16 protein-coding genes are annotated in these 24,887 nt (G+C 46.0%); 14 read left to right on the top strand and 2 right to left on the bottom strand.

The features are described 5' to 3' along the window. The 3 genes from JC525_RS06840 to gorA all read left to right on the top strand — a co-directional run bounded on the left by JC525_RS06840 (nucleotide 1) and on the right by gorA (nucleotide 4,652). Entirely contained in the window at nucleotides 1–1,674 is a 1,674-nt protein-coding gene (locus JC525_RS06840) for an ATP-binding protein (RefSeq protein ID WP_198815158.1), read from the top strand. Between the two features lie 73 nt (nucleotides 1,675–1,747). Further along, nucleotides 1,748–3,052 carry a response regulator gene (locus JC525_RS06835; RefSeq protein WP_198815157.1) on the top strand — a complete coding sequence of 435 codons (1,305 nt, stop codon included), beginning with the start codon at nucleotides 1,748–1,750 and terminating at the stop codon, nucleotides 3,050–3,052. A gap of 250 nt (nucleotides 3,053–3,302) precedes the next feature. Beyond that, nucleotides 3,303–4,652 (top strand): glutathione-disulfide reductase, encoded by a 1,350-nt coding sequence (gorA, locus tag JC525_RS06830; RefSeq protein ID WP_198815156.1) that lies wholly within the window; start codon nucleotides 3,303–3,305, stop codon nucleotides 4,650–4,652. Between the two features lie 168 nt (nucleotides 4,653–4,820). On the opposite strand, the gene JC525_RS06825 is transcribed toward gorA, so the two are convergent. Beyond that, a complete protein-coding gene (locus JC525_RS06825) occupies nucleotides 4,821–7,001 on the bottom strand; it encodes a molybdopterin oxidoreductase family protein (protein WP_198815155.1) in 2,181 nt (726 codons plus the stop codon). Between the two features lie 274 nt (nucleotides 7,002–7,275). Here JC525_RS06825 and JC525_RS06820 point away from each other — a divergent pair, with 274 nt between their 5' ends. The 8 genes from JC525_RS06820 (at nucleotide 7,276) to JC525_RS06785 (ending at nucleotide 19,092) form a co-directional block, all read left to right on the top strand. After that, nucleotides 7,276–10,611, top strand: a complete 3,336-nt coding sequence (locus JC525_RS06820) for an amidohydrolase family protein (protein ID WP_198815154.1) — start codon at nucleotides 7,276–7,278, stop codon at nucleotides 10,609–10,611. Nucleotides 10,612–10,806: 195 nt separating this feature from the next. Next, nucleotides 10,807–11,349 carry a hypothetical protein gene (locus JC525_RS06815; RefSeq protein ID WP_198815153.1) on the top strand — a complete coding sequence of 181 codons (543 nt, stop codon included), beginning with the start codon at nucleotides 10,807–10,809 and terminating at the stop codon, nucleotides 11,347–11,349. Between the two features lie 23 nt (nucleotides 11,350–11,372). Further along, the gene (locus tag JC525_RS06810; RefSeq protein WP_198815152.1) at nucleotides 11,373–12,629 is read left to right on the top strand and encodes a hypothetical protein; all 1,257 of its coding nucleotides are present in this window, start codon (nucleotides 11,373–11,375) and stop codon (nucleotides 12,627–12,629) included. Nucleotides 12,630–12,714: 85 nt separating this feature from the next. Continuing rightward, nucleotides 12,715–14,163, top strand: coding sequence for a hypothetical protein (locus JC525_RS06805; protein WP_198815151.1), 1,449 nt, complete (start codon nucleotides 12,715–12,717; stop codon nucleotides 14,161–14,163). 11 nt (nucleotides 14,164–14,174) lie between these two features. Beyond that, nucleotides 14,175–16,157 carry an SUMF1/EgtB/PvdO family nonheme iron enzyme gene (locus tag JC525_RS06800; RefSeq protein WP_198815150.1) on the top strand — a complete coding sequence of 661 codons (1,983 nt, stop codon included), beginning with the start codon at nucleotides 14,175–14,177 and terminating at the stop codon, nucleotides 16,155–16,157. A gap of 125 nt (nucleotides 16,158–16,282) precedes the next feature. After that, entirely contained in the window at nucleotides 16,283–17,053 is a 771-nt protein-coding gene (locus tag JC525_RS06795; RefSeq protein ID WP_120963320.1) for a MotA/TolQ/ExbB proton channel family protein, read from the top strand. Nucleotides 17,054–17,069: 16 nt separating this feature from the next. Further along, complete coding sequence (locus tag JC525_RS06790; protein WP_198815149.1) at nucleotides 17,070–18,128, top strand: vWA domain-containing protein; 1,059 nt, start codon at nucleotides 17,070–17,072, stop codon at nucleotides 18,126–18,128. Between the two features lie 13 nt (nucleotides 18,129–18,141). Further along, on the top strand, nucleotides 18,142–19,092 hold the full coding sequence (locus tag JC525_RS06785; protein WP_198815148.1) for a VWA domain-containing protein: 951 nt from the start codon (nucleotides 18,142–18,144) through the stop codon (nucleotides 19,090–19,092). 37 nt (nucleotides 19,093–19,129) lie between these two features. Here JC525_RS06785 and JC525_RS06780 read toward each other — a convergent pair whose 3' ends face one another. After that, nucleotides 19,130–20,674 carry a hydroxymethylglutaryl-CoA reductase gene (locus tag JC525_RS06780; protein ID WP_198815147.1) on the bottom strand — a complete coding sequence of 515 codons (1,545 nt, stop codon included), beginning with the start codon at nucleotides 20,672–20,674 and terminating at the stop codon, nucleotides 19,130–19,132. A gap of 427 nt (nucleotides 20,675–21,101) precedes the next feature. Here JC525_RS06780 and JC525_RS06775 point away from each other — a divergent pair, with 427 nt between their 5' ends. The 3 genes from JC525_RS06775 to JC525_RS06765 are packed head-to-tail and all read left to right on the top strand — an operon-like array spanning nucleotide 21,102 to nucleotide 24,848. After that, nucleotides 21,102–22,355, top strand: a complete 1,254-nt coding sequence (locus tag JC525_RS06775) for an HlyD family secretion protein (RefSeq protein ID WP_198815146.1) — start codon at nucleotides 21,102–21,104, stop codon at nucleotides 22,353–22,355. A 2-nt stretch (nucleotides 22,356–22,357) separates the two neighbouring features. After that, nucleotides 22,358–24,550 carry a peptidase domain-containing ABC transporter gene (locus JC525_RS06770; RefSeq protein ID WP_198815145.1) on the top strand — a complete coding sequence of 731 codons (2,193 nt, stop codon included), beginning with the start codon at nucleotides 22,358–22,360 and terminating at the stop codon, nucleotides 24,548–24,550. After that, nucleotides 24,537–24,848, top strand: coding sequence for a helix-turn-helix domain-containing protein (locus JC525_RS06765; protein WP_198815144.1), 312 nt, complete (start codon nucleotides 24,537–24,539; stop codon nucleotides 24,846–24,848). Before JC525_RS06770 ends, JC525_RS06765 begins: the two co-directional genes overlap by 14 nt. Nucleotides 24,849–24,887 lie beyond the last annotated feature (39 nt).

Raw genomic sequence — 24,887 nt, 5'->3', positions numbered from 1 at the left:
ATGAAGCTTTCATTACGCACAAAAACAATAGCTGGGGTAGCATCCATTACAGCCTTACTACTGTTAGTACTGCTCGTTACTGTTTTTCAACTATTGAATGACCTCGTCGATAGCAATGTAAAAAAATCTGCAGATACCTCAGTGTCCCTGTTTGTTTCTACAACTAAAAATGCGTTTTTAAGTTATGACTTAGCATCACTTGATGCCGATGTCTCTGAAATCCTCACCAATCCAAATATTTCTTATGTAAGAGTAAAGGATAAAGAAGGTAATGTATTCGTAGAAAAAGGCAAAGAAGACGCACTCATCCGTGATTTTATTGCAGATAATTCAGTGTCAGAAGCTGACGATGGTATTTATGATACTAGTGCTCCAATCATGGTTGGCAACACGCTTTACGGGTATGTAGAAATTGGGTTGAACATAGCCTCGGTTACAGAGTCAGTGTCGCGGGTTAAGAATTGGACAATAACCCTTGCGCTACTCGAATTTATATTAGTTGGGCTCTGTTCATACTTACTTGGTTCATTTCTCATGTCTCAACTCCGTCAACTACACGAGGGTGCCAGGCACTTAGGCGATGCGGTCAAAAGCAATGACTACAAAGAAGTGTTTGTACCTGTTCGTGGTAAAGACGAATTAAGTGAATTGGCCGAGGCATTTAACCAATTGGTTGAGCGCTTAAAAGAAGAAAATGAGCAAAGACAGCGCGCACAAGACGAGTTGAAAGAACTTAACACGTTGCTTGAAGAGAAGGTCCAAGATAGAACCTCCCTTCTAAACCAGAAAAACTTCCAATTACAAGAAGCAAATAAAGACTTAAAAGAGACCCAAGTTCAGTTGCTACAAGCGGAAAAAATGGCTTCAGTGGGTCAGTTGGCAGCTGGAGTAGCGCACGAAATAAACAATCCGGTGGGCTTTGTCGGTAGCAATATAGCAACGTTAAGTGAGTATGTTGCTACCTATCAAATGATTTTTGCGCAAATAAATGTAGCGCTTGACGCGAAAGACGATAAAGCGAAAAACGCGGCGCTTAACGAGCTTGAGAAAATGCTGGCCAACCAAGACATGGCTTTTATAAATGAAGACATATCAGAACTATTGGCTGACTCGCAGGAGGGGCTTCATCGGGTAGCTGAAATTGTTAAAGGGCTTAAGTTGTTTTCGCGCGTTGATAGCGACAAAATGCAAAAGCACAACATTAACGACTGCGTTCGTACCACGTTGGCCATGGTTAATAACCAATTGAAATATATTTGTACCGTGGAGACCCATCTAGGCAGAGTGCCTGATGTGTTGATGAATGTGGGCAAAATATCACAAGTGATTACGAACTTATTAATTAATGCTGGCCAGGCTATCGAAGCAACGGGTAAGAACGGAAGGATTACCATTACCACTTGCACGGTGAACAACTTCGTTGAACTGCGCGTAGAAGACTCCGGATGTGGTATTCCTGCTAGCCACCTAGATAAACTTTTCAACCCGTTTTTTACGACGAAACCTGAAGGTCAGGGCACGGGGCTAGGTCTTTCAATTTCATTCGGTATTGCACAAGAGCACGGTGGCTGTCTTTCCGCAACCAGCGTTGAAGGTGAAAGCAGTACGTTTACTCTTATGCTTCCTATTGACTCTGATGCGTCAAACAACACCGGTGAGGGAGAACACGAATAATGGGAAAGTCATCAGTGATTTCACGCTTTACTTCAAGTAAGCGTTATAGTGTCGTGCAAAAGGAATATTATTTATGACAGAGACCAACACAAAAGCCACAACCTACACGGTACTATTTGTCGACGACGAGCCCAACATACTCCGTGCGATAAAACGCGCGCTGTTTACTATGGATATTACGTTGCTTCTTGCTGACAGCGGTGCAAAAGCCTTGGAACTAATGAGTCAAACCGAGGTTCATGTTGTTATTTCTGACATGAAAATGCCACAGATGTCTGGCGCAGAGCTTTTAGAGCAAGTGGCAATTAATTACCCCGAAACGTTTCGGGTTGTGCTCACCGGCTACGCGGACATAGAGTCGACCATTAAAGCAGTTAACCAAGGCAAGATTCACCGTTATTTGCAAAAGCCATGGGATAATCAAGAGCTAATTGCGGTCGTTGAAGAAGGGCTAGAGCGGATAAAATTAAAAACGGAAAATTTACGCCTGCAAAAACTCACTCGACTACAAAATAAGAAACTAAGAGATGTTAATGCCTCCTTAGAACAAGTTATTCAAAAGCGCACTCGCCAAATAAAAGCCGCGCTTAACAAAATTGAAAAGCACAACATTGCGATGGAGCAGGTGCTTTTTAACGTGATTAGTATTAACCCAAATATTGATGGCAAATTTGCTATTGAAGTAAGCGAACTTGCTTCAAAAATTGCGCGTATCGCTCGCTTTGAAAAAGATGAAATAAAGCACGTTCGCTATGCGGGTTTAATATGTGAATTAGGGCTTTTAGGGCTGGCAGTCGAAGACTTTAAGGCTCCATTTTCTAAACTTAAATATCAGCAGCAACAAAATTATTTGTCGCAAACCAAACAAGCCGCACTGATTTTGGCGCCAGCTCACGAACTTAACCAAGTTTCAGATATTATTGAGTTTCAATTTGAACACTACAATGGTTCGGGGCTATACCATAAAGTCGCCAAAGAAATTCCCGCAGGGGCTCGTATACTTGCCATAGCGCGCGACTACTGGCGCCTTGTAACCGGTCGTATGAGCGGTATTGAGATGAGCCCTCGTGACGCTAAGCTAGAAATGAAAAAACACAGAAACACCCGCTACGATGGTGAATTTCTTGACCTTCTTCTAGAAGCCGAGGACGTGACAACGTCCAAATTACTGTCTACGGCATTAAAAGCGTCACAGCTTAAAGCTGGAATGATATTGGCACAAAATCTTTATAACGACAGCCATATTCTTATACTTCCTGAAGGTCACGTACTGAGCGACGCGACGATACAAAAACTGATTCACTTTGAAGAAGAGCGTGGTAAAGCTTTCAGTATTCAAATAGAACCAGAACCTCTTTCTGCACCTATAAACGACTAGAGTAGAAAACAGGTGCCCAGGTAGAGCGAGGTTTTGACCTAATTTAAGGTTATCTCGCTCAGCCTTTTAATTCGCTAAACAGATCCCCATTGATAATTTAGCTGAAATTCCTTGAAGCGAGTTGCGGTCTCTAGAATACTATTCTCTATGAAACGCATTGGCGTTAACGTTGCTTCGCGGGCGAACTTCATCAAAACTATTAAATGTATAGAGGTTTGCGCTCGCCTAACCCACAAAAAAGGCTTTTTGTATGACACATTTTGATTATATTTGCATTGGTGGTGGTAGTGGCGGTATTGCCTCTGCCAATCGCGCGGCTAAACACGGTAAAAAAGCCGCCATCATTGAAGCAAAGGACATCGGCGGAACCTGCGTAAACGTCGGCTGCGTACCTAAAAAAGCCATGTGGTATGGGGCTCAGATTGCTGAAGCCATTCACCGGTATGCGCCAGAATACGGGTTTGACTTGTCGGTAAATCATTTTAGTTGGGACAGTCTTATTGCTAGCCGCCAAGCCTACATCGAGCGTATCCATGCCTCTTACGACCGTGTGCTCACTGCAAATGATGTGACGCTAATTCGCGGTTTTGCCAAGTTTATCGATAACCATACCGTGGAAGTAAACGGGGAAAAGTATACCGCTGACCATATCACTATTGCGGTGGGCGGACGTCCAATTATTCCGGATATCGAAGGTGCAGAGTACGGTATTGATTCCGATGGTTTCTTTGCTCTAAAAGAGCAGCCAAAGCGCGCCGTCGTTGTTGGTGCAGGTTACATAGGCGTGGAATTAGCGGGCGTACTTCACGCGCTAGGGACTGAATCACATTTGGTCGTTCGCAAACATGCGCCGCTTAGAAATTTCGACCCCATTATTCATGAAACCTTGGTAGATATGATCCACGCTGAAGGCTGTAAATTGCACGACCATGCCAGCGTGGAAAAAGTAGAAAAAGCTGACGACGGTGAGCTTTCAGTGCATTTGACCAATGGCGAGGTGATAAAAGCCGATTGCCTCATCTGGGCCATTGGCCGCAAGCCATCTACCGACAACATTGATATTGAAAACACTGACGTTGAGCTTAGTGATGACGGCACAGTAAAAGTGGACAAATATCAAAATACCACAGCGAAAAACGTTTACGCTGTAGGTGATATTACCGGTGAAGCCGAGCTTACACCTGTGGCAATTAAAGCAGGGCGTCTGCTCAGTGAACGCCTGTTTAACGGCCAAAAAGATGCACACATGGATTACTCGCTCATCCCTACGGTTGTCTTTAGCCACCCGCCTATCGGTACGATTGGTTTAACAGAACCTGAAGCCATTGAACAGTATGGTGAGGACAACATCAAAGTGTACACCTCAAGTTTTGCGTCTATGTACACCGCAGTGACCCGCCATCGTCAGATGACGAAGATGAAGCTGGTGTGTGCAGGCACAGATGAAAAAGTAGTGGGCCTACACGGAATTGGTCACGGCATGGATGAAATTCTGCAAGGTTTTGCTGTTGCCATAAAAATGGGGGCAACTAAAGCTGACTTTGATGCGTGTGTGGCTATTCACCCTACCAGTGGTGAAGAGTTTGTTACGATGACTTAGTTTTTCTTATTCGCACAGCGAGAGAACGGGTCACAACCTATCAGCTCACGTCACTCGCTTTTTGTAAAAGCTATTTTTTGTAAAAGCTATGTGACGTTCAACATTGCCTTGGTTTCAAAACCGGCTTTTGATTTACAACAAAAGCCGGTTTTTTAGTTTGTCGGCCCCCTAAGTTACTTTTTCAAGTTCCACCGGCACGCCATTTAACACCGCGTTTCCAGAAAGCTCGTCTACCAGCAGATCATCGGTAAGAATATTCGTATTAACGCCGGGGTGCTGGCTTGCGACCGATAGCTGAATACCTTTCTTATCATGCCCCCACCCATGCGGAATAGAAATTACGCCGGGCATAATCGCATCTGTAATTTCAGTCTCTATTTTTAGCTGCCCCACACGAGACCTTACGGTTACTACATCTCCATCTTTAACACCGTGTTTATCAGCGTCTTCTGGATTTATCTGCAAAGTGCAGCGATTGTTACCTTTTACCATTCTCGGGCTATTGTGAAGCCATGAGTTATTGGTTTTTATATGACGTCGGCCAATGAGCACCAGCGAGTTAGGCTGGTTCTGCTCGTTAAAAAAGTGAGCATCAACCCTTTTCAAGTCCGTCATAAAATATTCAAAGTCTAAATGTATTTTTTGGTCTTCGTGAAAAATTGCGTGTGGTAGCGCGCTTTGCAGCGGCCCTAAATCGATACCGTGAGGATGCGCTTTTAACGTCTCTAAAGACAGCTTATACCCAGCATTTTCACCCTGTCCATTTTTCCCGTATATCCCTCCTTTTAAGAGGTCGTCTACCACGCCTTTGGGCTGCTTTTCCCATAGCGATGGGTAATGGGCCGTGCTCTTTCCGTTTAGTGCATCTAGCCGCTGCGCCAAAGACAGATAAATTTGCCAGTCGGTTAACTGATCTTCGTCTATTTCAACTACCGCTTCTGAGTATTTAGCAAAATTTCGTACAGCAAAATTGTGGAAAACGACATCGTAATGATCCCGTTCGAGAGCAGTTACCGGAGGAAGAATAATGTCTGCATGGCGAGAGGTTTCAGTAATGTAAAAATCAACCGCTACGGTAAATTCGAGAGTGGAAAAAGCGCGGTCGAGTTGCTCGGCATTTGGCGTTGTAACCACTGGGTTACCTGCGCCAATTACCATTGCTTTAATTTGCCCCTCGCCTGGAGTGAGGATTTCCTCTGCCAAACAGGCTACTGGATACTCTCCAGCAAAGGCAGGGAGTCCGCGCACCCGTGATGTGAAATCACCCATACTGCCTTTGCCTGACACCGGCAGGGTATCAGCCGCTGGCTGAGTAAACATCATGCCACCACGCTTATCTAAGTTTCCGGTGAGCATGTTAAATAGCATAATTAGATATTGCGTGAGCGTACCAAACGCTTGCACGCTCGCCCCCATTCTCCCATAACAAGCAGCCGACTCTGCTTCGCAAAAGTCGGTAACAAGCTGAGTAATCACACTGGCTGAGATCCCCGTGTGCTCACTCACTTTTAGTGGCGAGTAAGGCTTAACGTATTTTTCTACTTCGCTTATATCTTCAGCGTAAGGCTTTAAGGCATCTACGTTATTCAACTCTTTTTCAAACAATACGTTAAGCATAGCGAGTAAGAGTAATACGTCACTGCCAGGGCGGATAAAATGATGCTCACAGCTTAAGTCTGCAGTCTCGCTTCTTTTCGGGTCGATAACCACAACTTTTCCGCCCCGCTTTTGAATACCTTTTAAGCGCGTCTTAACGTTAGGCACAGTCATAATGCTGCCGTTTGATGCCAGCGGATTACCCCCAATAATCATAAAGTGCTGCGTGTGGTCGATGTCAGGAATAGGAATTTGCGACATATGGCCGAAAAGCCTGCGGCTGATAATATGATGCGGCAGTTGATCGACTGAGGTGGCAGAGTAACGATTATGGGTCTGCAGCGCGCGGTAAAAATAGGGGCCAAAAAGAATAGAGCCCATGTTGTGCGCATTGGGATTTCCTAGATATACACCTACCGCATTGTTACCATTTTCCTGTTGAATGCGGTGCAGGTTGTTAGCAACTAAGTCGAAGGCTTCATCCCACCCGATCTCTTCCCAGGTACTGTCTTCCCAGGCGCTTTCTTGTCCTTCACGTCTTACCCTTTTTACAGGGCGCTTTAAACGGTCAGGATCATCATATAAGTCTTTAAGCGCACTGGCTTTCGGGCAAATGTGCCCCTGGCTAAATGGGTTATCTTTATCCCCTTTTATCGACAGTATTTGACGGCCTTTCGTCGCCACTTCAATGCCACACATTGCTTCACAAAGCGTACAAGTAGAATAATGCAATTGTTGTTCAGCGTTGCTCACGGTTATATCCACACAATTCGTTGTTAATAGCTTGTTACGAAATTAGCGGCTATTGCTGTAATAGACAAGCATCATTGAAAGTGATGAATTGAAAAGTGATGAAAGGATAACTGAACGTTAAAATCATACCTACAATCGCATCAGCTAAATTAATCTCGCCCACTTTGCAGTAAGATTAACCTTAAATTTACAAATGAAGGGTACAAAACAATAAGCGAGTTCATGTACTCTGATGCCGACAGAAAATAAATAACAAGCACTTGGAAACATTATCATGATAACAACAAAGAAAAACTTGCTAGCCATAGCGCTGGTAAGCGCGTTGGGCTTAAGTGCAGCACCTATTGCATATGCCCAAAACGACAGTGAAGAAAAAACAGAAAATGAATCTGAAAAGTGGGACGTCAACAAGCCGCCTTATGCATTAAACGAAGTTACCATCAAAACCAATGAAACCACGTGGTCTAGCTTAGACGTGGCGCCAAATGGCGAGTTTATGGTTTTCGACATGCTCGGTGATCTTTACAAAGTTAGTATAAAAGGCGGCGATGCGACGCCACTTACTCAAGACTTCGCATGGAATATTCACCCTTCCATTTCTCCTGACGGTAAGCAAATTGCGTTTATCTCGGATCAAGATGGGTTAAGTAACGTGTGGGTTATGGATATTGACGGCAGCAACCTTCGCCAAATAACCAAAGAAAAAAGTAATCTCATACACTCACCTAAATGGAGCCCCGACGGCGAATATTTAGTGGTAACCAAAGGCATTATGTCTAGCCGCAGTATTCCGGCGGGCGAGATTTGGATGTATCACAAATCAGGTGGCGACGGACTTCAAATTAAAGCCCGTAACAGCGGAAAACGGGACCAGCAAAACATTGCCGACCCTGTATTTTCTCATGACGGTAAGTACATATATTTCACCGAAAATACCGTCCCGGGCGCCCGTTTCGAATATAATCGCGACCCGCTAGAAGGCATTTTTGCTATCACTCGCTACGATCGCGAAACTGGCGAAGAGAGCCGCTATATTAGCGGTACAGGCGGAGCAGTTGTACCCACGCCTTCACCAGACGGAAAATACATTGCTTTTATTCGTCGCGTTAAAGATAGAACCGCGCTTTTCATTAAAGACATAAAGACAGGGGTGGAAACGCCGCTTACGTTGGAGCTTGAGCGAGATATGCAAGAAGGCTTTGGCTCGGAAGGCTACTTTGCTTACTTCGACTGGATGCCAGACAGCAGCAAAATCGTATATTGGACAGGCGGTAAATTTCACACCATCGACGTGAAAGATAAAACCACCAGTACAATGGACGTGACCGTTGAAGGTACCGTGAAATTCGCAGATGCGCTTCGCTTTGACGTTGATGTCGCGCCTGATGAGTTTGACGTTCGCATGATCCGCTGGTCGCAAATGTCGCCGAACGGTAAAACCGTACTCTTTCAAGCGTTAGGTAAACTTTATGTGCGCGACGTGAAGTCAGGCAAAACTAAACGTTTAACTAAACAAAACGATCACGACGAATACTATCCGCGTTTTTCTAACGACGGCAAGTCGATTGTGTATACCACTTGGAATGACCAAGATTTAGGCACCGTTCGCGTGGTATCTGCCCGCGGTGGTAAAGGAAAAATCATTACCCAACAGCCTGGTCACTACATTGAGCCCTCGTTCTCTGCTGATGGCGAAAAGGTGGTTTTCCGCAAATTTACTGGCGGCTATTTACTAGACCCTAAATACTCGGTTGAGCCAGGTATTTATGTAGCGGACCTTAAAGAAGACACGGTAGAAAAAGTGACCGAAGGCGGCTATAACGCGCATTTTGCGGGTAACGATGACCGGGTGTACTTCACCGAATCAGCGGGTGGCGAAGCGTACTACGAAACACAACTGTCAAGCGTTAATCTTAAAGGCAACGACAAGCGAACGCATCTTTACGGTGCGGATAAGGTAAGTGAGTACAAACTTTCTCATGATAAAAAATGGGTTGCGTTTGTTTACCAATTCAAAACTTACGTGGCGCCGTTTGTAGAAAATGGCAAGCGCATTACCGTTGGTCCGAACATGACCTCGCTGCCGGTGACTCAACTTTCAAGCCGCGCAGGTGAATACCTTACGTGGTCGCCTGACAACAAAACCCTTAGCTGGTTTAACGGCCCAACGCTATTTAGCCGTTCACTCGATGAAGCCTTTGCCTTTGTTGATGGCGCAGCGGAAACCTTACCTGAGCCAGTAGCTGAAGGTATGGATTTGTCGTTTTCAACTAAAGCCGATAAACCTTCTGGTTACAAAGCGTTGGTTGGCGGTAAAGTAGTTACCATGCGCGATGCTGACAATACTCAAGAAGTCATTGAAGATGGCGTGGTGCTCATTAAAGACAATCGCATTGAAGCGGTAGGCAAACGCGGCGATGTAACCATTCCTGAAGATGCTATGCAAATAGACACCTCGGGTAAAACCATTATCCCAGGGCTTGTTGATGCCCACGCGCACGGTTCACAGGGCCGCAATGAGATTATTCCTCAGCAAAACTGGAGTCAGTACTCGAATGTTTCATTCGGTGTAACGACCATTCACGACCCATCAAACGATACAACGGAAATTTTTGCTGCGGCTGAATTGCAACGTAAAGGCGATATTGTTGCGCCACGTATCTACTCCACCGGCACTATTTTATACGGTGCAGAAGGACTAGGTTACAAAGCGATTATTAACAATTATGAAGATGCTTACTTCCATGTGGAGCGCTTGAAAGAAGCCGGGGCTATCTCGGTGAAAAGCTACAACCAGCCGCGACGTGATCAACGTCAGCAGGTGCTGTGGGCAGCAAAAAATCAAGAGATGATGGTAGTGCCAGAAGGAGGCGGTAAGCTTCAACAAAACCTAACTATGCTGGTAGACGGCCACACGGGTCTTGAGCACAGTATTCCCGTGGAGAAAGGCTACAGCGACGTCACTCAGCTATGGAAAGCCACAGAGTTTGGCTATACGCCAACCTTTGTCGTGTCGTACGGCGGCATGATGGGTGAAGAGTACTGGTACGACAAAACAGAAGTGTGGAAGAACCCGCGTCTTCTTCGCTATACCCCTTCTACCATTTTAGATAAACGCGCTATTCGCCGACCTACCGCGCCAGAAAATCAGTATAACCATCAAAACGTAGCAAGCTACGCCAAAGAACTTCGAGATAATGGGGTCAGTGTACATATTGGTGCGCACGGGCAACGCGAAGGCTTAGCTGCTCACTGGGAACTGTGGATCATGGAACAAGGCGGCTTTACGCCTTGGGAAGCGCTGCGCGGTGGTACGATTGATGGCGCGAAACACCTAGGAATGGGCAAAGACCTTGGCAGTATTGAAAAAGGTAAGCTTGCCGATTTAGTCGTTATTGATGGCGATGTACTTAGCGACATTCGAAAAAGTGAATTCGTAGAATACACGGTGCTAAATGGCCGCGTTTACGAGTCGGCCACTATGAACGAAGTGGGTAGCAAAGAAAAACGTAAGCCGTTCTTCTTTGAACAAGACAATGCCACCTTTATGCCGCAGCAAACTGCAGATGACGTGGAAGCGAAAGCCCACCACTATCATTGGGAGCATTAATTAGCGCTAGCATTCGTTGACTAACGTTAAATTAAGAAGCCGATAAAACCTTATGTTTTATCGGCTTCTTTGTCTCATAGCATTTATTTTAATTGAAATCTGTGTTTTGTCTTAGATAAAAGGATGCTATATATAAATAAGGAATGAGGTCTCATGCATGTCTCAAATATTGTAAATTAAAAGGACTTAATGGCGATGCCGAACTATTTGCCCTTTGCTTTATTACTCTATACATTTTCTTTAGCGCCTGTTTACGCACAAACAAGCGACTCTCCTACCTATTATCAAGACTGCTCGGTACTCGACTTTGGTGAACAAGATATGTCAACCATGACCGAAGCAGAAAAAATTCAGGCGCTAGACGACTCTCTTTTCGGCGCGCTAAATCAAAGCGAAGAATGCATGGGCGCGGCTGCACAATCAAGCGCACAAAGTGTTGCTAACGCAGCTGGCCAAGGTACAGGGCAAGGTGGCGGTACAGGAAGTACCTCCGTCACCGCGTCTTCTGGCGCAGGCGCAGGGCAATCTAACTCGCAAAGTAATACCGAATCTCAAGATTCATCATCGAATACACAAACTACGACATCAAGCTCTGATCCTTCAAAGCAATCCGTTGGCGGACAAGCGAAAGGTGGTAGTTCAGCGGTATGTGACGCCGTAATTGCCGGTTTGCAAGGAGCAAAAGATGAGACCGAAAAGGCTCACTTCCAAGCATTAAAAGAGCAATACGGCTGTTAATAAACTCAGAGGAAGGAAAGGAAATGTCTTCATTTAAACCAAAGGCCCTGCTTACAGTGGTCGCAACGGCGTCGTTTATACTTTTAGGCGGCTGTGGTTCCACGCAAACGAATGTTTCTAGTGTTGGTCCGTCTATGGTGGGACCCGGGGTTGGCCAGCCTTTAGGCGCACAGAGAAATAGCTATAACTACAACTCAGAAATCTATATGGATGTCGCCATTCCGGTATTCGACCCAGGTTTTCCAACTGACAGCGATGGCTCTATCGATTACGACGAGATAGAAGAAGAAGGCATCTGGCCACAAGTTCGCCGATTAGAAGCGAACCGTTTTGCCATTGCTACCAAAGAAGCGTTGGGCGAAATCAAGTCCTTTGGCAGCATCAATGTAACGCCTGATGCATCTGCTCTTGCCGATGTATACGTACTTGGAAAAATCAATTATTCAGATACTGAAACCGTAGAGATTGGCGTAAGAGTGATGGACGCTAAGAACACCGTATGGGGTGAAGAAGAGTTTGAGTATCGCGTAAGCGAAGGCTGGTATCGCGATGCGATGTCTCGTGGTGAAAACCCGAATGGCCCAGTGTTCGAACAAATTGCCAAGTTTGTTTACGACCTGCTAATTAAAAAGTCAGAGGCTTACAAGCAAGAAGTACAAATGGTCTCTGACTTACGCTACGCACAAATGTATAGCCCAGAATCGTTTAGCCAGTATCTCTCTCAGGGCCGAAAAGGCGAGATCGAGCTTGTCAGTGCACCTTCCGAGAGCGACCCTATGCTTCGTCGTGTACGCGCCATTCAAGCGAAAGACGAACAGTTTATTGATAGCCTTCAAGAGACGTACGATTCGTTCTGGGTAACAACAGAAGCGCCATATAGAAAATACCAGAAAGAAACGCTCCCCGAAGCCAAGAAAATCAGAGAGCTTGAAGCTGAGCGCACCACCAAACAGGTTACTGCTGGTTTGTTTGCTGTAGCCTCGGTACTGCTAGGCTCGAACTCCAGTTCTACTGTTGGGCAAGTGGCTGCTGCAGGTGCGGGTATTGCTGCTATCGGCTCACTAAGCCAAGCAATTCAAACCAATAAAGAGCTTCACGCCCAACGTGACTTGTTCGACGAAATGGGTCAAAACCTTGATATTCAGGTTGCTGATCAGATTGTTGAAATTGATAACCAGCGTATCGAGCTACAGGGCACGGCAGCTGAGCAATATTACCAGCTGCGCTCTCGCCTTAAAGATATTTATGATATGGAAGCAACACCGATGACTGCGCTGTAAGCGTAGTCATCTTCTTGCGTTGTTTCAAAGTTGAGTTCCACCACTACTCATTTACACAATAAAATAAGAAAGCGAAGGAATACGCATGCCAAGCGTTGAACAGCAAATAGAGCAAAGCAGAGCCAAGAAGAAAGCATTGATTAAAAAGGCACTGCTTGGCTGTGCAGTAGTACTCTTTGTTGGCATGGCAAGCGTCGTCCTTATTTCTTCTATGCCGAGCGTTTCACCGGATGTTAATTCGTCGATTGATGAGACAGAAGCGGTACACCAACCTTCTGAAATCCCCTCATCAACTTCCCTGAGCCCAGAAGAACGAAAAGCTCTTCAAATGGCGCTCAGTGACAGCAAGCAGCGCGTAAGTGAGCTCGTTCAGCGAGTTACACATTCAAAAGAATTCTCAGAAAAAGTAAATGTGATTGAGGATGAACTAAACAAGGCATTTAACGCCTACAGCTCGTCTAACTTCAGCGAGGTTGAAACAGCGCTAGAAGTGGTTAACGGCTCTGTTTCAGCATTAAGCGCTGAATACGAAAATGCCTATACCGCGCCTTATGAAAGCGCGCTCGCTGCTTTTGGGAAAGATGATATTTCAGGAGCATTTAACCTAAACAAAGCGTCGCTTACCGCTAACCCTGATTTCGAAAAAGCTAAGATATTGCAGCAACGTATTGATGTATACAGCGACGTGCAAGACGCTTACGAACAAGCACGCGTTGGTCGTGTGGAAAATAATATTCAAAAACAGCGTGATGCATATGCGGAAATTGTCGCGCTTGACCCCTTTCGAGAAGATGCGAAGCAAGCGCTCGATGCCATCGAACGCCAGATACGTGAAAACCGCTTCAACGCTTTACTTGCCAGCGCCAATAAGGCTATTGAGGCGCGAGATTTTACTGCAGCAACACAACGTATTAATGAGGCTAAAAATCTTAACTCTTCGAGCAGCGAGCTAGATATCATCAGTAAAAAGTTAGCGTCTTTAATCGCGGGGAGCGAACAGCAAAAAATTGAAAGCCAAGTCACGTTATTCGCAGACGCTGATGAATGGAAAACCGTGCAGATGTTGGCAAGCAAGGGCCTCACGTCTTTTTCTGCCAGCCCAACGCTACTTCAAGCCAAACAAGATGCCGATGGGATTTTAAATGCAAGTAAGCGTTTAGAGGCATACCAACAAAGACCCGAGCGCCTATCTGATAACAATGTCAGAAACCTTGCCCAGCAAGATATGGAACAGGCTCGCAACTATGCCAATAAAAGCGCCAAACTCCTTGCACAAATAACGGCGCTAGAGGGTATTGTCGATAATATTAATCAACCTCGCCCCGTCACTATCACCTCTGATAACGACACCTATATCAAGGTACTCGGCGTTGGGGTTGTTGGTGAGATAAAGCGTAAGACCATTCAACTTAAACCAGGTACATACCGCGTGGAAGGAAGCCGCGAAGGTTACCGCTCTACGATTAAAGAAATTGTAGTATCACCATCAGACAACAACCCATCAGTGCATATTGTTTGCACTGAAAAAGTATAAGGGCCTATATTGTGAGCAGTATTGACGACGCCATTGCTAAAGGAAAAAAACGACGAAAGGGCGTTGCTATCGCATCACTTATAGGCCTCATTGCCGTACTTGTTATCTATTTTAGCTGGCTATTTCTTACAAAAGGTTATGCTTTTGTCGTCTCTCCAGAACGAGCCGCAGCTACGCCGCAATTTGCGGTGACGAATGGCACCGCGGTATTCATCAGCGAAAAGTTGTATGTGTTTGGCAGCCACGCGGAAGTACAAATATCAGCACCTAAATATCAAGCTGCAAGCGTCATCATTAATGAAACTTCACCAAGCACAATTAATGTTACGCTAATGCCGCTGCCAGCAGAACTTACCGTATCCACAGTTCCCTCGCTCAATGAGGTCACGTGGTATTTAAATAACGAGAAAATGTCGGTATCACAAACCTTCACTACCGAGCTAGCTCAGGGTAGCTATACCGTTAGCGCAAGTCATCCGCACTTTGAAAGAGGTGAAGTTCAGTTTGAGGCTGATATCGCACAGCAAATAGAAAAAGTCATTCCCTTATCTCCGATTAAGGGTGCGATCACTATCAACTCTACCCCTTCCGGTGCATCTGTCGCCTTAGACGGTAAAGACGTTGGCACAACTCCCCTTACCCTCGATACTGAAGGTGGCAAGTACGAGGTAGTAGTGACAAAATCGGGCCTAGAGCCCTTAAAAGACGTGATTGAAGTGACTAATAAACGGCTTTCACCGTCGCGAAACTATAATCTCAAGCCGCTTCAGGCACAGCTATCAGTATCTACTACGCCACCAGGCGGCGTGCTTACCGTAAACAATAAACCAGTGGATAATAACTCCCGTGTAGATGCTAGCTCTCTGCATACTGTTAAATATGAAAAGACAGGGTTCATCTCACAAAGTGAGAAAATACAATTAGCACCCGGTGAAAATAAATCGCTTTCTTTTAACCTTAAAAAAGAGCTGGGCCGAGTAAACATCACTGCATCACTCAATGCAAAGGTTTCAGTTAACGGCGCACCTCAGGGCCAGACGCCACTTAACCTTACCCTTCAAGCGCTACCACATACCATTACCTTTGAGCGCGAGGGTTATCGCAGCGTAACTAAAACTGTAACACCCAGCGCAAAACGAGCGGTAACCGTTCATGCTGATATGCTAACTGAATTTGAAGCAAGACGCCGTGAAGGCAAGCCGCTTTTCGCTACTACGCTGGGCATTCAACTCGCCTTGATAACGCCAAAAACTTTCACCATGGGATCTCCTTCTAACGAAAAAGATCGCCAGCGTAATGAAGTTCAACGAGAGGTATCTTTCTCTCGTAAGTTCTGGGTGTCAAAGCATGAAATAACCCAAGCCCAATTCGCCGCCTTTACCGGAAAAGGTGGCGGTAGCGCACTGCCAGTCAGTAATGTTTCTTGGGATGAAGCCGCGGCCTTTACGAACTGGCTAAGCGAAAAAGAAGGGCTTACACCCTTTTATACTATAAAAAATGGACGAGTAGCGGGTGTCGATACCACATCGAAGGGCTACCGCTTGCCTACAGAAGCCGAATGGGAATTTGTAGCCAAATTAAATCGACGGGCGTCTCCCACAACATTCGTATGGGGTGATCAGTATCGTCTACGTGATAAGCAAGGAAACTTCGCCGACGCATCACTCAGCGGCAAACAAACCTTCATATTGAAAGACTATAACGACGGATTCGCAAATAAAGCACCGGTTGGCTCATTTAACGCCGAACGTGGTGGTTTCTTTGATTTAGACGGCAATGTGCGCGAGTGGGTTCATGATATTTATGATGTAGCAATATCGACTCAGTCAGGTTCCTACGCCGACTATTTAGGCCCCGTGGGACAAGGGAAACATGTGGTCAAAGGGGCGTCTTATCTAACAGGCAGACTTAAGAATATTCGGGCTAGTGTACGCAGCGGTGAGAATGCACCAGCTGAAGATATAGGCTTTCGCATAGCGAGATACGAGAACTAATATGAAAAAGAAACTATTAATCATTGCTGTGCTTTTAGGCATAGCGGGGACGGCCAGCGCTTACTTTGTATCGCTAGACTCGCCACAAGACTTCCCGACCAATATTTAGGTATCAAGGACCCACCATGAATAAAGAAAATACATTGTCAATGAACCCCAGCTTTCTCGTAAGCGGCGGGGTATTTTTGTTTATTTTCGCCTTGGTCCATTTTCTATTTGCGGGTGTTATTCGCCCCGCAGCAGAGAAAGTCATGGCAACCGCGGGAACGGCATCCCTCTCGTCTATCTGGGTAATCCTTAAAGATATCGAACAACAAGTTTGTATATCACTGATGTTGTTCTGTATTTTTCTAATGGTCTACAAGCTTTGGAAGTTGCTTGATGAAGAAGAGATCTATTCACGTGATCTTCTCCCTGAACACAACAAAGACACGCCCCTTGACGTAGATAAAGCGTTGAATGAGCTTTCGTCGTCATCATACAGCGATACGCCAGCCTATAGTACATGGATAAACTGTATTAGACGTTTCAAGAATACGCAGAATGTGCAGCATGCCGCGGACGCTATTCATGCATCGGTGGAAAACATCGCGGCGCAATTGGAAAGCGGTAACAACGTGATTCGCTACATTATCTGGGCCATTCCCTCTATTGGCTTCGTCGGCACCGTGCGAGGTATCGGTGCGGCTCTTGCACAGGCAGACGCCGCGCTAGACGGTGATATTGCGGGCATGACAGCCTCTCTCGGCGTTGCCTTTAACTCGACGCTTGTGGCGCTGTTTATCTCGCTTATCTTGATGCTGCTCATGCACCTTTTGAACGGCCGCCAGGACAAAATGGTTATTCGCACACAAGAGTCTTGCGAACATCACTTGCTGTCGCACCTTCACAACTAATTAGGCGATTATACCCATGCCTAAAGTGCGTAAAGCCGAAGACGGATTTAACCTAGCCTTCTTAGACGTTATGGCCTGTGGCCTTGGCGCGGTTATTCTTATTTTTATTCTGGTGGATTTCAAAGCTTTCACTCCTACCCCCACAGAAGAAAAAGAGAAATTAGAGCAAGAGCTTGCTGCCGCTGAACAGGAACAGCAAAAACTTAAAAAGTCGCTCGACGAAGTTAATGACAAGATTGCGCTTGAGTCGGCAAAGCAAGATGACGCTGAACAAGCGCAGGCTGACAGCACCCAGGATCAGTCGAAGCTACTGCAAGACATGTCTACCGAAATGGCGGTAGTGGCTGATCTTGAAAATCAGCTTGCAGCACTGTCTAAAGAAGTTGAAAAGTCGGCCAATATTCAGATGCAGGGCACAGGCGAACAAAACTATATTACAGGCATGAAGATAGAGGGCGCCGAAATAGGCTTACTCATCGACAAAAGTGCCTCAATGATGGGCGACAATCTTCTGGATATTCTAGGCAAATTAGCATTGAGTGATGGACAAAAAGTCTCTACCCCCAAATGGATACGCACTAAACGAGTTGCGCAGTGGATGTTGGCGCGCGTGCCTTTAGAATCACGGGTGACGGTAGTAGCATTTTCAGATACAGCAACTACCTTGGGGCTTCGCAATGTGAACAGCGCTAAGGTCAGCGGTTCGATGAACGCTATCGTAAAAGACCTCGGAGGCGTCGTGCCAAATGGTGGAACTAATCTTCAAGAAGGCTTAGCCATTTTGTTTAAAGCCAACCCCAATATTACCGACGTGTACATCGTCACCGACGGTTTACCTACGCTGGGTGATGGGTTGCCATTAAGCTGTAAGAATTTTATTAGCAGTAAAAAATCAATCTCTTCTGACTGCCGTCAGACCCTTTTTGTTGAAACCGTTAAACGGGCTAAAAAAGGCGTGCACTACAACGTCATTTTGCTGCCGATAGAAGGCGATCCATTCGCATCTCCGATGTACTGGGAGTGGACCCGAGCAACCAGCGGCACTTTCTTATCACCAGCACCGGAGTGGCCATAGTGAGAATGAAACCGTGAGGAAAATTCAGCGTGCCCCTGTTGAGGTATTCAACATTGCCTTTCTTGACATCATTTCTTGTGCCTTTGGCGCGGTAGTTATGCTTGTGCTGCTGGCGAAAAACGGCACCGAGGATACCGAGCGCGGCCCGAGTAACGTGAGCGTGCTGATTGATCAGGTACTACAGGCCCAGATTGATGTTGAAACGTTAAAAGGCGCCTTGTCAGACAAACTGCAAGAACTCAAAGCAGCACAAAGCAAAACCGCTTCAGTTACAGAAGAAAGAGATAATCTCGATTCGTCTATTCCCCGTGCGCAGCAAACCATAGACCAGCTAAGAGATAAGGCGTCATCCTTACGTAAGGAGATTCGCCAAGCTACTGCCATGCTAAACACACCAAACCCAACCGATACGCCTGATGATGACGTGGGAGGCATACCCACCGACGCTGAATATGTCATATTTGCTATCGATAATTCGGGCTCAATGTCCTCCGGCAGTGGGTGGAATCGCGTTATCACAGTAGTGAACGACATTTTAAAGAACCACCCTAAAATGAAAGGGTTTCAAATAATGTCCGCAGACGGTAGCTTTATGTTTTCAAGTAAAGCTGGGCAATGGTTAGATGATAGAAAAACCATGCGCGATACGGCGATGAACCAAATGAAAAACTTCAAAGGCGGTGCAAGTCAGCCCGAAGCGGGGATTTTAAAGGCCATAAAGCTATATAAGAACACCAAGGGCCGAGTAAGCCTTTACGTATTTGGTGATGACTATCAAAGGACTAACTTGGATCAAATCGTTGGTCAAATCACCCAGGCTAACCAAGGTACCAACGGGCAGCCTGTCATTCGTATACACGGCATTGGCTTTAGCCGAAGTAACGGTAACGCACAGCGCTTTAGCGCCTTTATGCAGGCCGTAGCGAAACGAAACCGAGGCGCATTCATCGGCCAATACTTTTAACGGTTATTGGCCGATGCTAAACAATCTAGCTCACATGCTATCTGTTTCGCCCGTATTGCTCATGAGACGATACCCAGTCCGATGAGCTTATCGCTGATGCCAACGATATCTCCCCAGCGAGTACAACCGAAGCTACAATTTCCGCAAATTTGTACACGCGATCACGGCCATAGCAATCGAGAAGTTCTAGACACTCACGCTGCGTACCGATTCCCGTGCCGCCGCCGTAGGTTGCCACAATAAGAGATGGAATTGTTATAGAGACGTACAAGTCTCCGTCTTCAGTTAACTCGGAATACATTATTGCTGCCGACGATTCAGACACGTTCGCTACGTCCTGCCCTGTGGCAATGAACATGGCCGTAATACCGTTTGGGGAATGAAGCCCGGTATTATTGACGCCTGACAAGAATGAACCTACACCGGCAACTCGGCCGTGGTAGTCAATCTGTTTAGGCTCTACACGCATCACCTCTAACAAATGTTCCCGCTTAATTGTTGCTTCCGCAGTAACGCGCTTGCCCCTGGTACGCATAATGTTTATTTGAGAGGCTTTCTTATCAGTGGCAAAGTTTGACTCGAGATAAAAGTTCTCTATCCCTTCGTAATGATCCAAGATCCACCCGCAGGCAGCGAAAGTAGCACGGCCAACCATGTTCTGCCCCGCTGCATCACCCGTCTTAAAGTTAAACCGCAAAAAGGCGAATTTGTTAGACAAGAAATGATCGATATAGGTAAGATTCGCAATACTTGATGTCGCTTCAGCTTCTTCCTTTATTTTTTCGAAATTCTTTTTTATCCACTTAACGAAGTCTCTTGCGCCTCGGGCATTTTCAAAAATGAATACCGGCGCTCGCTGCATAGCATCATCTACTACCGTAGCCGTTACGCCACCGCTCATATTGAGTAATTTCATACCGCGGTTGTATGATGCTACCAATGTACCTTCGGTAGTCGCTAGCGGCACGACAAACTCCCCTTGTGCATGCTCTCCATTTATTTTCAAAGGCCCTGCAATACCAATAGGAACTTGCGCCACACCTATGAAATGCTCAATATTTCCTTTAAGTGCTTGTGGGTCGATGGAGTACTTACCCACGTGGTCGATTTTCTTTCCTGTCGCACTTTCGAAATATTCTTGGCGTGTTTTTATAATGCTCTCACCGTAGTCATCCATGTCGTCTCGGGGAATAAACGCACTGCGTTGTCCTGGCGCCGTGATGTTATCTTCCACCTCAAATTTAAGCTTCCCGAAAGGTGAAGCAGAAAAGCAAATGCCTAGCTTTCGCTTTTCAGGACAAGGTGCTTCGTCAATGTCTAAGTGCACGGTAATGGTTTGACGTAAACCGAAGGGTTCTCCGCCTGATTTGTTCAGCGCTTCTACGGATATACAGTTATCAGCTGTAAGCTGCAGCGTTATTTTGTCCTCTGGAATCTTTTCACCATCAAGAGATATCCATTTCACCTCTTTGATGGTTGCGTCTTTTAATCTGTTTTTTAGAGAAAAAGAGAGGCCTTTATCTGTCTTAGTTAGACTTGCACGTGTGTAGAGTTGTTTCAAAAGTATGCTTGGCACAAACATGAGACTTCCTTCTATTTATTCTTACCGTGTTATTTTCATATTCCTTTGTTTTTTAATAGCACATTCTTTGTACACGTCTATGACTTCTTTTTGATAGCTTGCTGATTCATTGCGTCATATCAACCTTTTAAAACTGAGCCAAGGACATTTAAAAATGGGCCAAACCTCAATAAACCATGTGCTCTGAAAATATAGACCTCTCATAAAATTCATTTACTTAGCCTCCCATCTAAAGTGAACATCGTCACCGCAGTAACGTTGACCACTAGGTATCCGGTAGCACAACAAAGGAGGCATCACGGATTGCGATGCCACGGATGAATAGCCGGTAAGGAAGCGGCAGCCAGATACCTTTCTCTGCGGGACACAAAAAGAACTTATTAACCATCAACAACAATCAACCAGACCCTCAGTACAAGGATAGACGATGAGAACAGGACTATTTAGAAAGGAAGCCGTGGATGAACAGTCAAACACCCTCGACGGCAGTTTTTTAATGACGCCCAAGCCCGTTTTTACCGCTATTGCTCTCTTGCTCGTTGTCTGGATAGTTGCGGTGATCATTTACCTGTACATGGGGAGCTATGCCCGAAAGGCCTCGGTGAACGGATGGCTGGAGCCTAGCCACGGTGTATTCAAGCTCTATTCTGATACCCGTCGAGGCAAAGTGATTGATGTACTAGTACAAGAAGGGGAGCAAGTAGAAGCAGGTACCCCCTTGATAACGGTTGATTACGGCAATCGCGATGCTTCAGGTAACCCCGTGAGCATTCAGTTGCTTGAAGAACTTGAAGCTAAACGAGAGCGAACGTCACAAAATATCACCCGGCTGCAGGCTCTTCACCTCGCTCAAGTCGAAAGCTTAAGCGACCAGTTATCTAAGGCCGAACGCACATTAGATGATTTAGACGCCATCGTAGCGCTTTCTGAAACACATTGGAACATGGCTTTTCATCAATGGGAAACGGCACAGTCCCTCTTAAATAGAGGCCATATCAGCCGTGCCGATTTTGAAAACAAAACCCTTCAGCGGTTGACCGCAGAACAGCAGCTAACGCTAGCTAAAAAAGACAGACGTTTAGAACAAACCAATATTGCAAAGCTACACCATGAAATCGCAACGCTACCCAAGCGCCAGGCCAATGAGATAGCGAATTTGGAAAACGCGCTGAGCGATCTTCAGCAGCAGATTGTGAGTCATAAGAGCAGTGCAAAAGAAACCATTTATGCGCCTCGCAGCGGGCAAGTGTCTGGCCTTCGTGTAAAGAAAGGTTACACCGTTGACAGTGCGCGCCCTTTGCTAACGTTGCTTCCTATCAATACTGATATCCAGGCGCGTATCGCGGTACCGGTGCGTTCAGCGGGCTTTTTGCGCAAGGGGCAAGCCCTTCACATTCGCTACGATGCTTTCCCCTACCAAAAGTTTGGCGTGCAGACTGGAGAAATCACCAATATCTCCCCCTCCCTGATACTGCCAGGCGAACTTATCGACATACCGATATCAATTAACGAACCCGCGTATCTGGTCACTGCGAAGTTAAGCGCTAACGAAATATTGGCTTACGGCAACAACATCTCACTTAAAGCCGGTATGACCTTCTCTGCCGATGTGCATTTAAGTCAACGCACCTTGATGGAGTGGTTAATGGAACCGCTTTATAGCATCACAGGGAAGCTGTAAGTATGGCTAGCTTTACCATGAATCTCACATCAAACACGCTTCACACAAAGCGGCGCGTGCCGGTTATTTTGCAGAGCGAGGCGGCCGAGTGCGGACTGGCATGTATGGCAATGATTACCCAATATTACGGCGATAAACGAGACCTTAACGCACTGCGACACGCAATGTCTGTTTCGCTTAGAGGTAGTACGTTAAAGGATGTTATGGGGGTTGCAAGCGACTTAGGGTTTCAAAGCCGTGCCATTAAGATTGAGATGGAACACCTGGCGCAGCTAGCCTGCCCTGCCATATTGCATTGGAATATGAATCACTTCGTTGTGCTTACCAACGTAAAAGGAAATGCGATAACTATTCATGACCCTGCTCTCGGGGAAAGAAAGCTCTCATTTGATGAAGCATCCAAATACATAACGGGCATTGCCCTTGAAGTGTCACCCACAGACATGTTTTCACCCAAAACCTCTGTGCCTCGCCTTGGGCTTTCTCAATTTTTCACGCGCACAACAGGGTTCAAGCGCAATCTTATCACCTTGTTTGCCTTATCCGTTGTGCTACAGCTATTTGCATTAGCCGCACCTTATTACATGCAAACGGTGGTTGATGATGTGCTGATTTACAACAACGAAGCACTGTTAAAGGCCCTTGCTATTGGGTTTGCCCTTCTTCTAATTGTTGAGACTTTTACAAGCGGGGTTCGGAAACTGGTTATATTATCGGTCTCTTCTCGCCTTCAGCTTCAAATGTCTGCTTCGGTATTTAAGCACTTACTCTCACTTCCCCTAGACTACTTCGATAAGCGCCATATCGGTGATGTGGTATCTCGATTTGGCTCGCTGGCAAGCATTAGAGAATTCTTAACCACGGGCCTAGTCACCGCATTGTTGGATGGGCTTATGGCCGTCATCACGTTGGCAGTAATGATGCTGTACTCGATAAAACTCACCCTTGTGGTCGTCGCAATTATGCTTGTGTATTTGTGTATTCGGCTAGGGCTTTTGCCTCTAATCAAGCGACTTACAACGGAACGTATCGCCCTTGCCGCTTCAGAGCAAAGTCATTTTATGGAAAGCGTTAGGGCTATACTGCCTATTCGAGTCTACGGACAAGAAGTGCAGCGCCACGGACACTGGCAGAACAAGCTTGTGGCTACGTTAAATAAAGATATTACCCTTGGCAAAATTAATATCGGCAGCACCCTCTCAAACCAGCTGTTATTTGGCGCTGAGAACCTTGTGGTTGTGTATGTTGGTGCAAGCCTGGTTATGGAAAGCACGCTTTCAATCGGCATGCTGCTCGCCTTTATGGCGTATAAAACCCGCTTCGTGAATGCGCTGGACGGCGTTGTCAACAAAGTAATTGAGCTTAATATGCTAGGCGTTCACTTTACGCGCCTCAGCGATATCTTGTTAACACCTGCTCAGGCAAAGCCAAATACACTATTGGCAAAGACTATTAGTTCGTTTAGTTACCCCGATGCGCTCTCATCAAGCACACCGTCAAATACCATAGCGCTAAACGCTAACTCTCTAGGGTATCGCTATAGCGCCTCGAATGAATGGGTATTCAGGCATATCAATCTTTCAGTCGAATGTGGCGACATCGTTGCCATTATTGGCGATAGCGGGTGCGGAAAAAGTACGCTCTTTAAGTGTTTAATGGGGCTGTACCCTTTATCAGAGGGCAGCGTGAATTATGCTAACGTCAAACGCCCGGTCATCGCTTCCGTTCTGCAAGAAGACACTTGCTTAAGCGGCACCATCGCGCAAAACATCTGCTGCTTTGAACACGCGGCTGATTTTAAAAAAATGGTTCATGTGGCGCACCTTGCTTGTATTCACGAAGACATCATGAAAATGCCCATGCAATATCACTCACTCGTCGGCGATATGGGCAGCAGCTTAAGCGGCGGCCAAAAGCAACGACTACTCCTTGCCAGAGCCCTTTATCAAAACCCAGACATACTGTTTTTAGATGAAGCTAGTAGCCATTTAGACATGGCCAATGAAGCGCAAATAAATCATCACCTCAAATCTTTAAATATGACACGAATTATTGTGGCTCATCGTCCACAGTCTATCGCCATGGCAGACAAGGTTTATCGTCTGGCAAACGGCAACTTACATCCCTGCTCTCCCGCTGACGTATTTGGGACGCAACATCACGTAAACACGGAGAAATCTAATGAAAAACCATGAAATAAGAGAACCTGCGGTGTTGATGACAGCCGCTGAACGTTTGCAGATAGATGCCAGTGGTATTACCGCTTATGGCAGCGTGATCCCAATTGACTGCTTATCTAAACGAGAGTTACAGGTCGCGCACAAGATTATGGAAGGCTGCTCTAACAAAGTCATCGCCTCAGAGTTATTCATCAGTGAACGGACAGTAAAGTTTCACTGCGCCAATATCTATAAAAAGCTCAATATATCCAATCGTTCTGCGCTTATCGCAGGCTGCTTTAGAACCCTTTACCAAGAGGCGATATCACTTTAGGTGACATTGTCTTATTACTCAACACGCCACTACAAGGAG

Origin of the sequence: Alteromonas sp. IB21 (assembly GCF_016405965.1) — a bacterium.
Lineage (GTDB): Bacteria > Pseudomonadota > Gammaproteobacteria > Enterobacterales > Alteromonadaceae > Alteromonas.
Note: the sequence above shows the minus strand (reverse complement) of the source record. Positions and strands in the feature narration are given on the sequence as shown.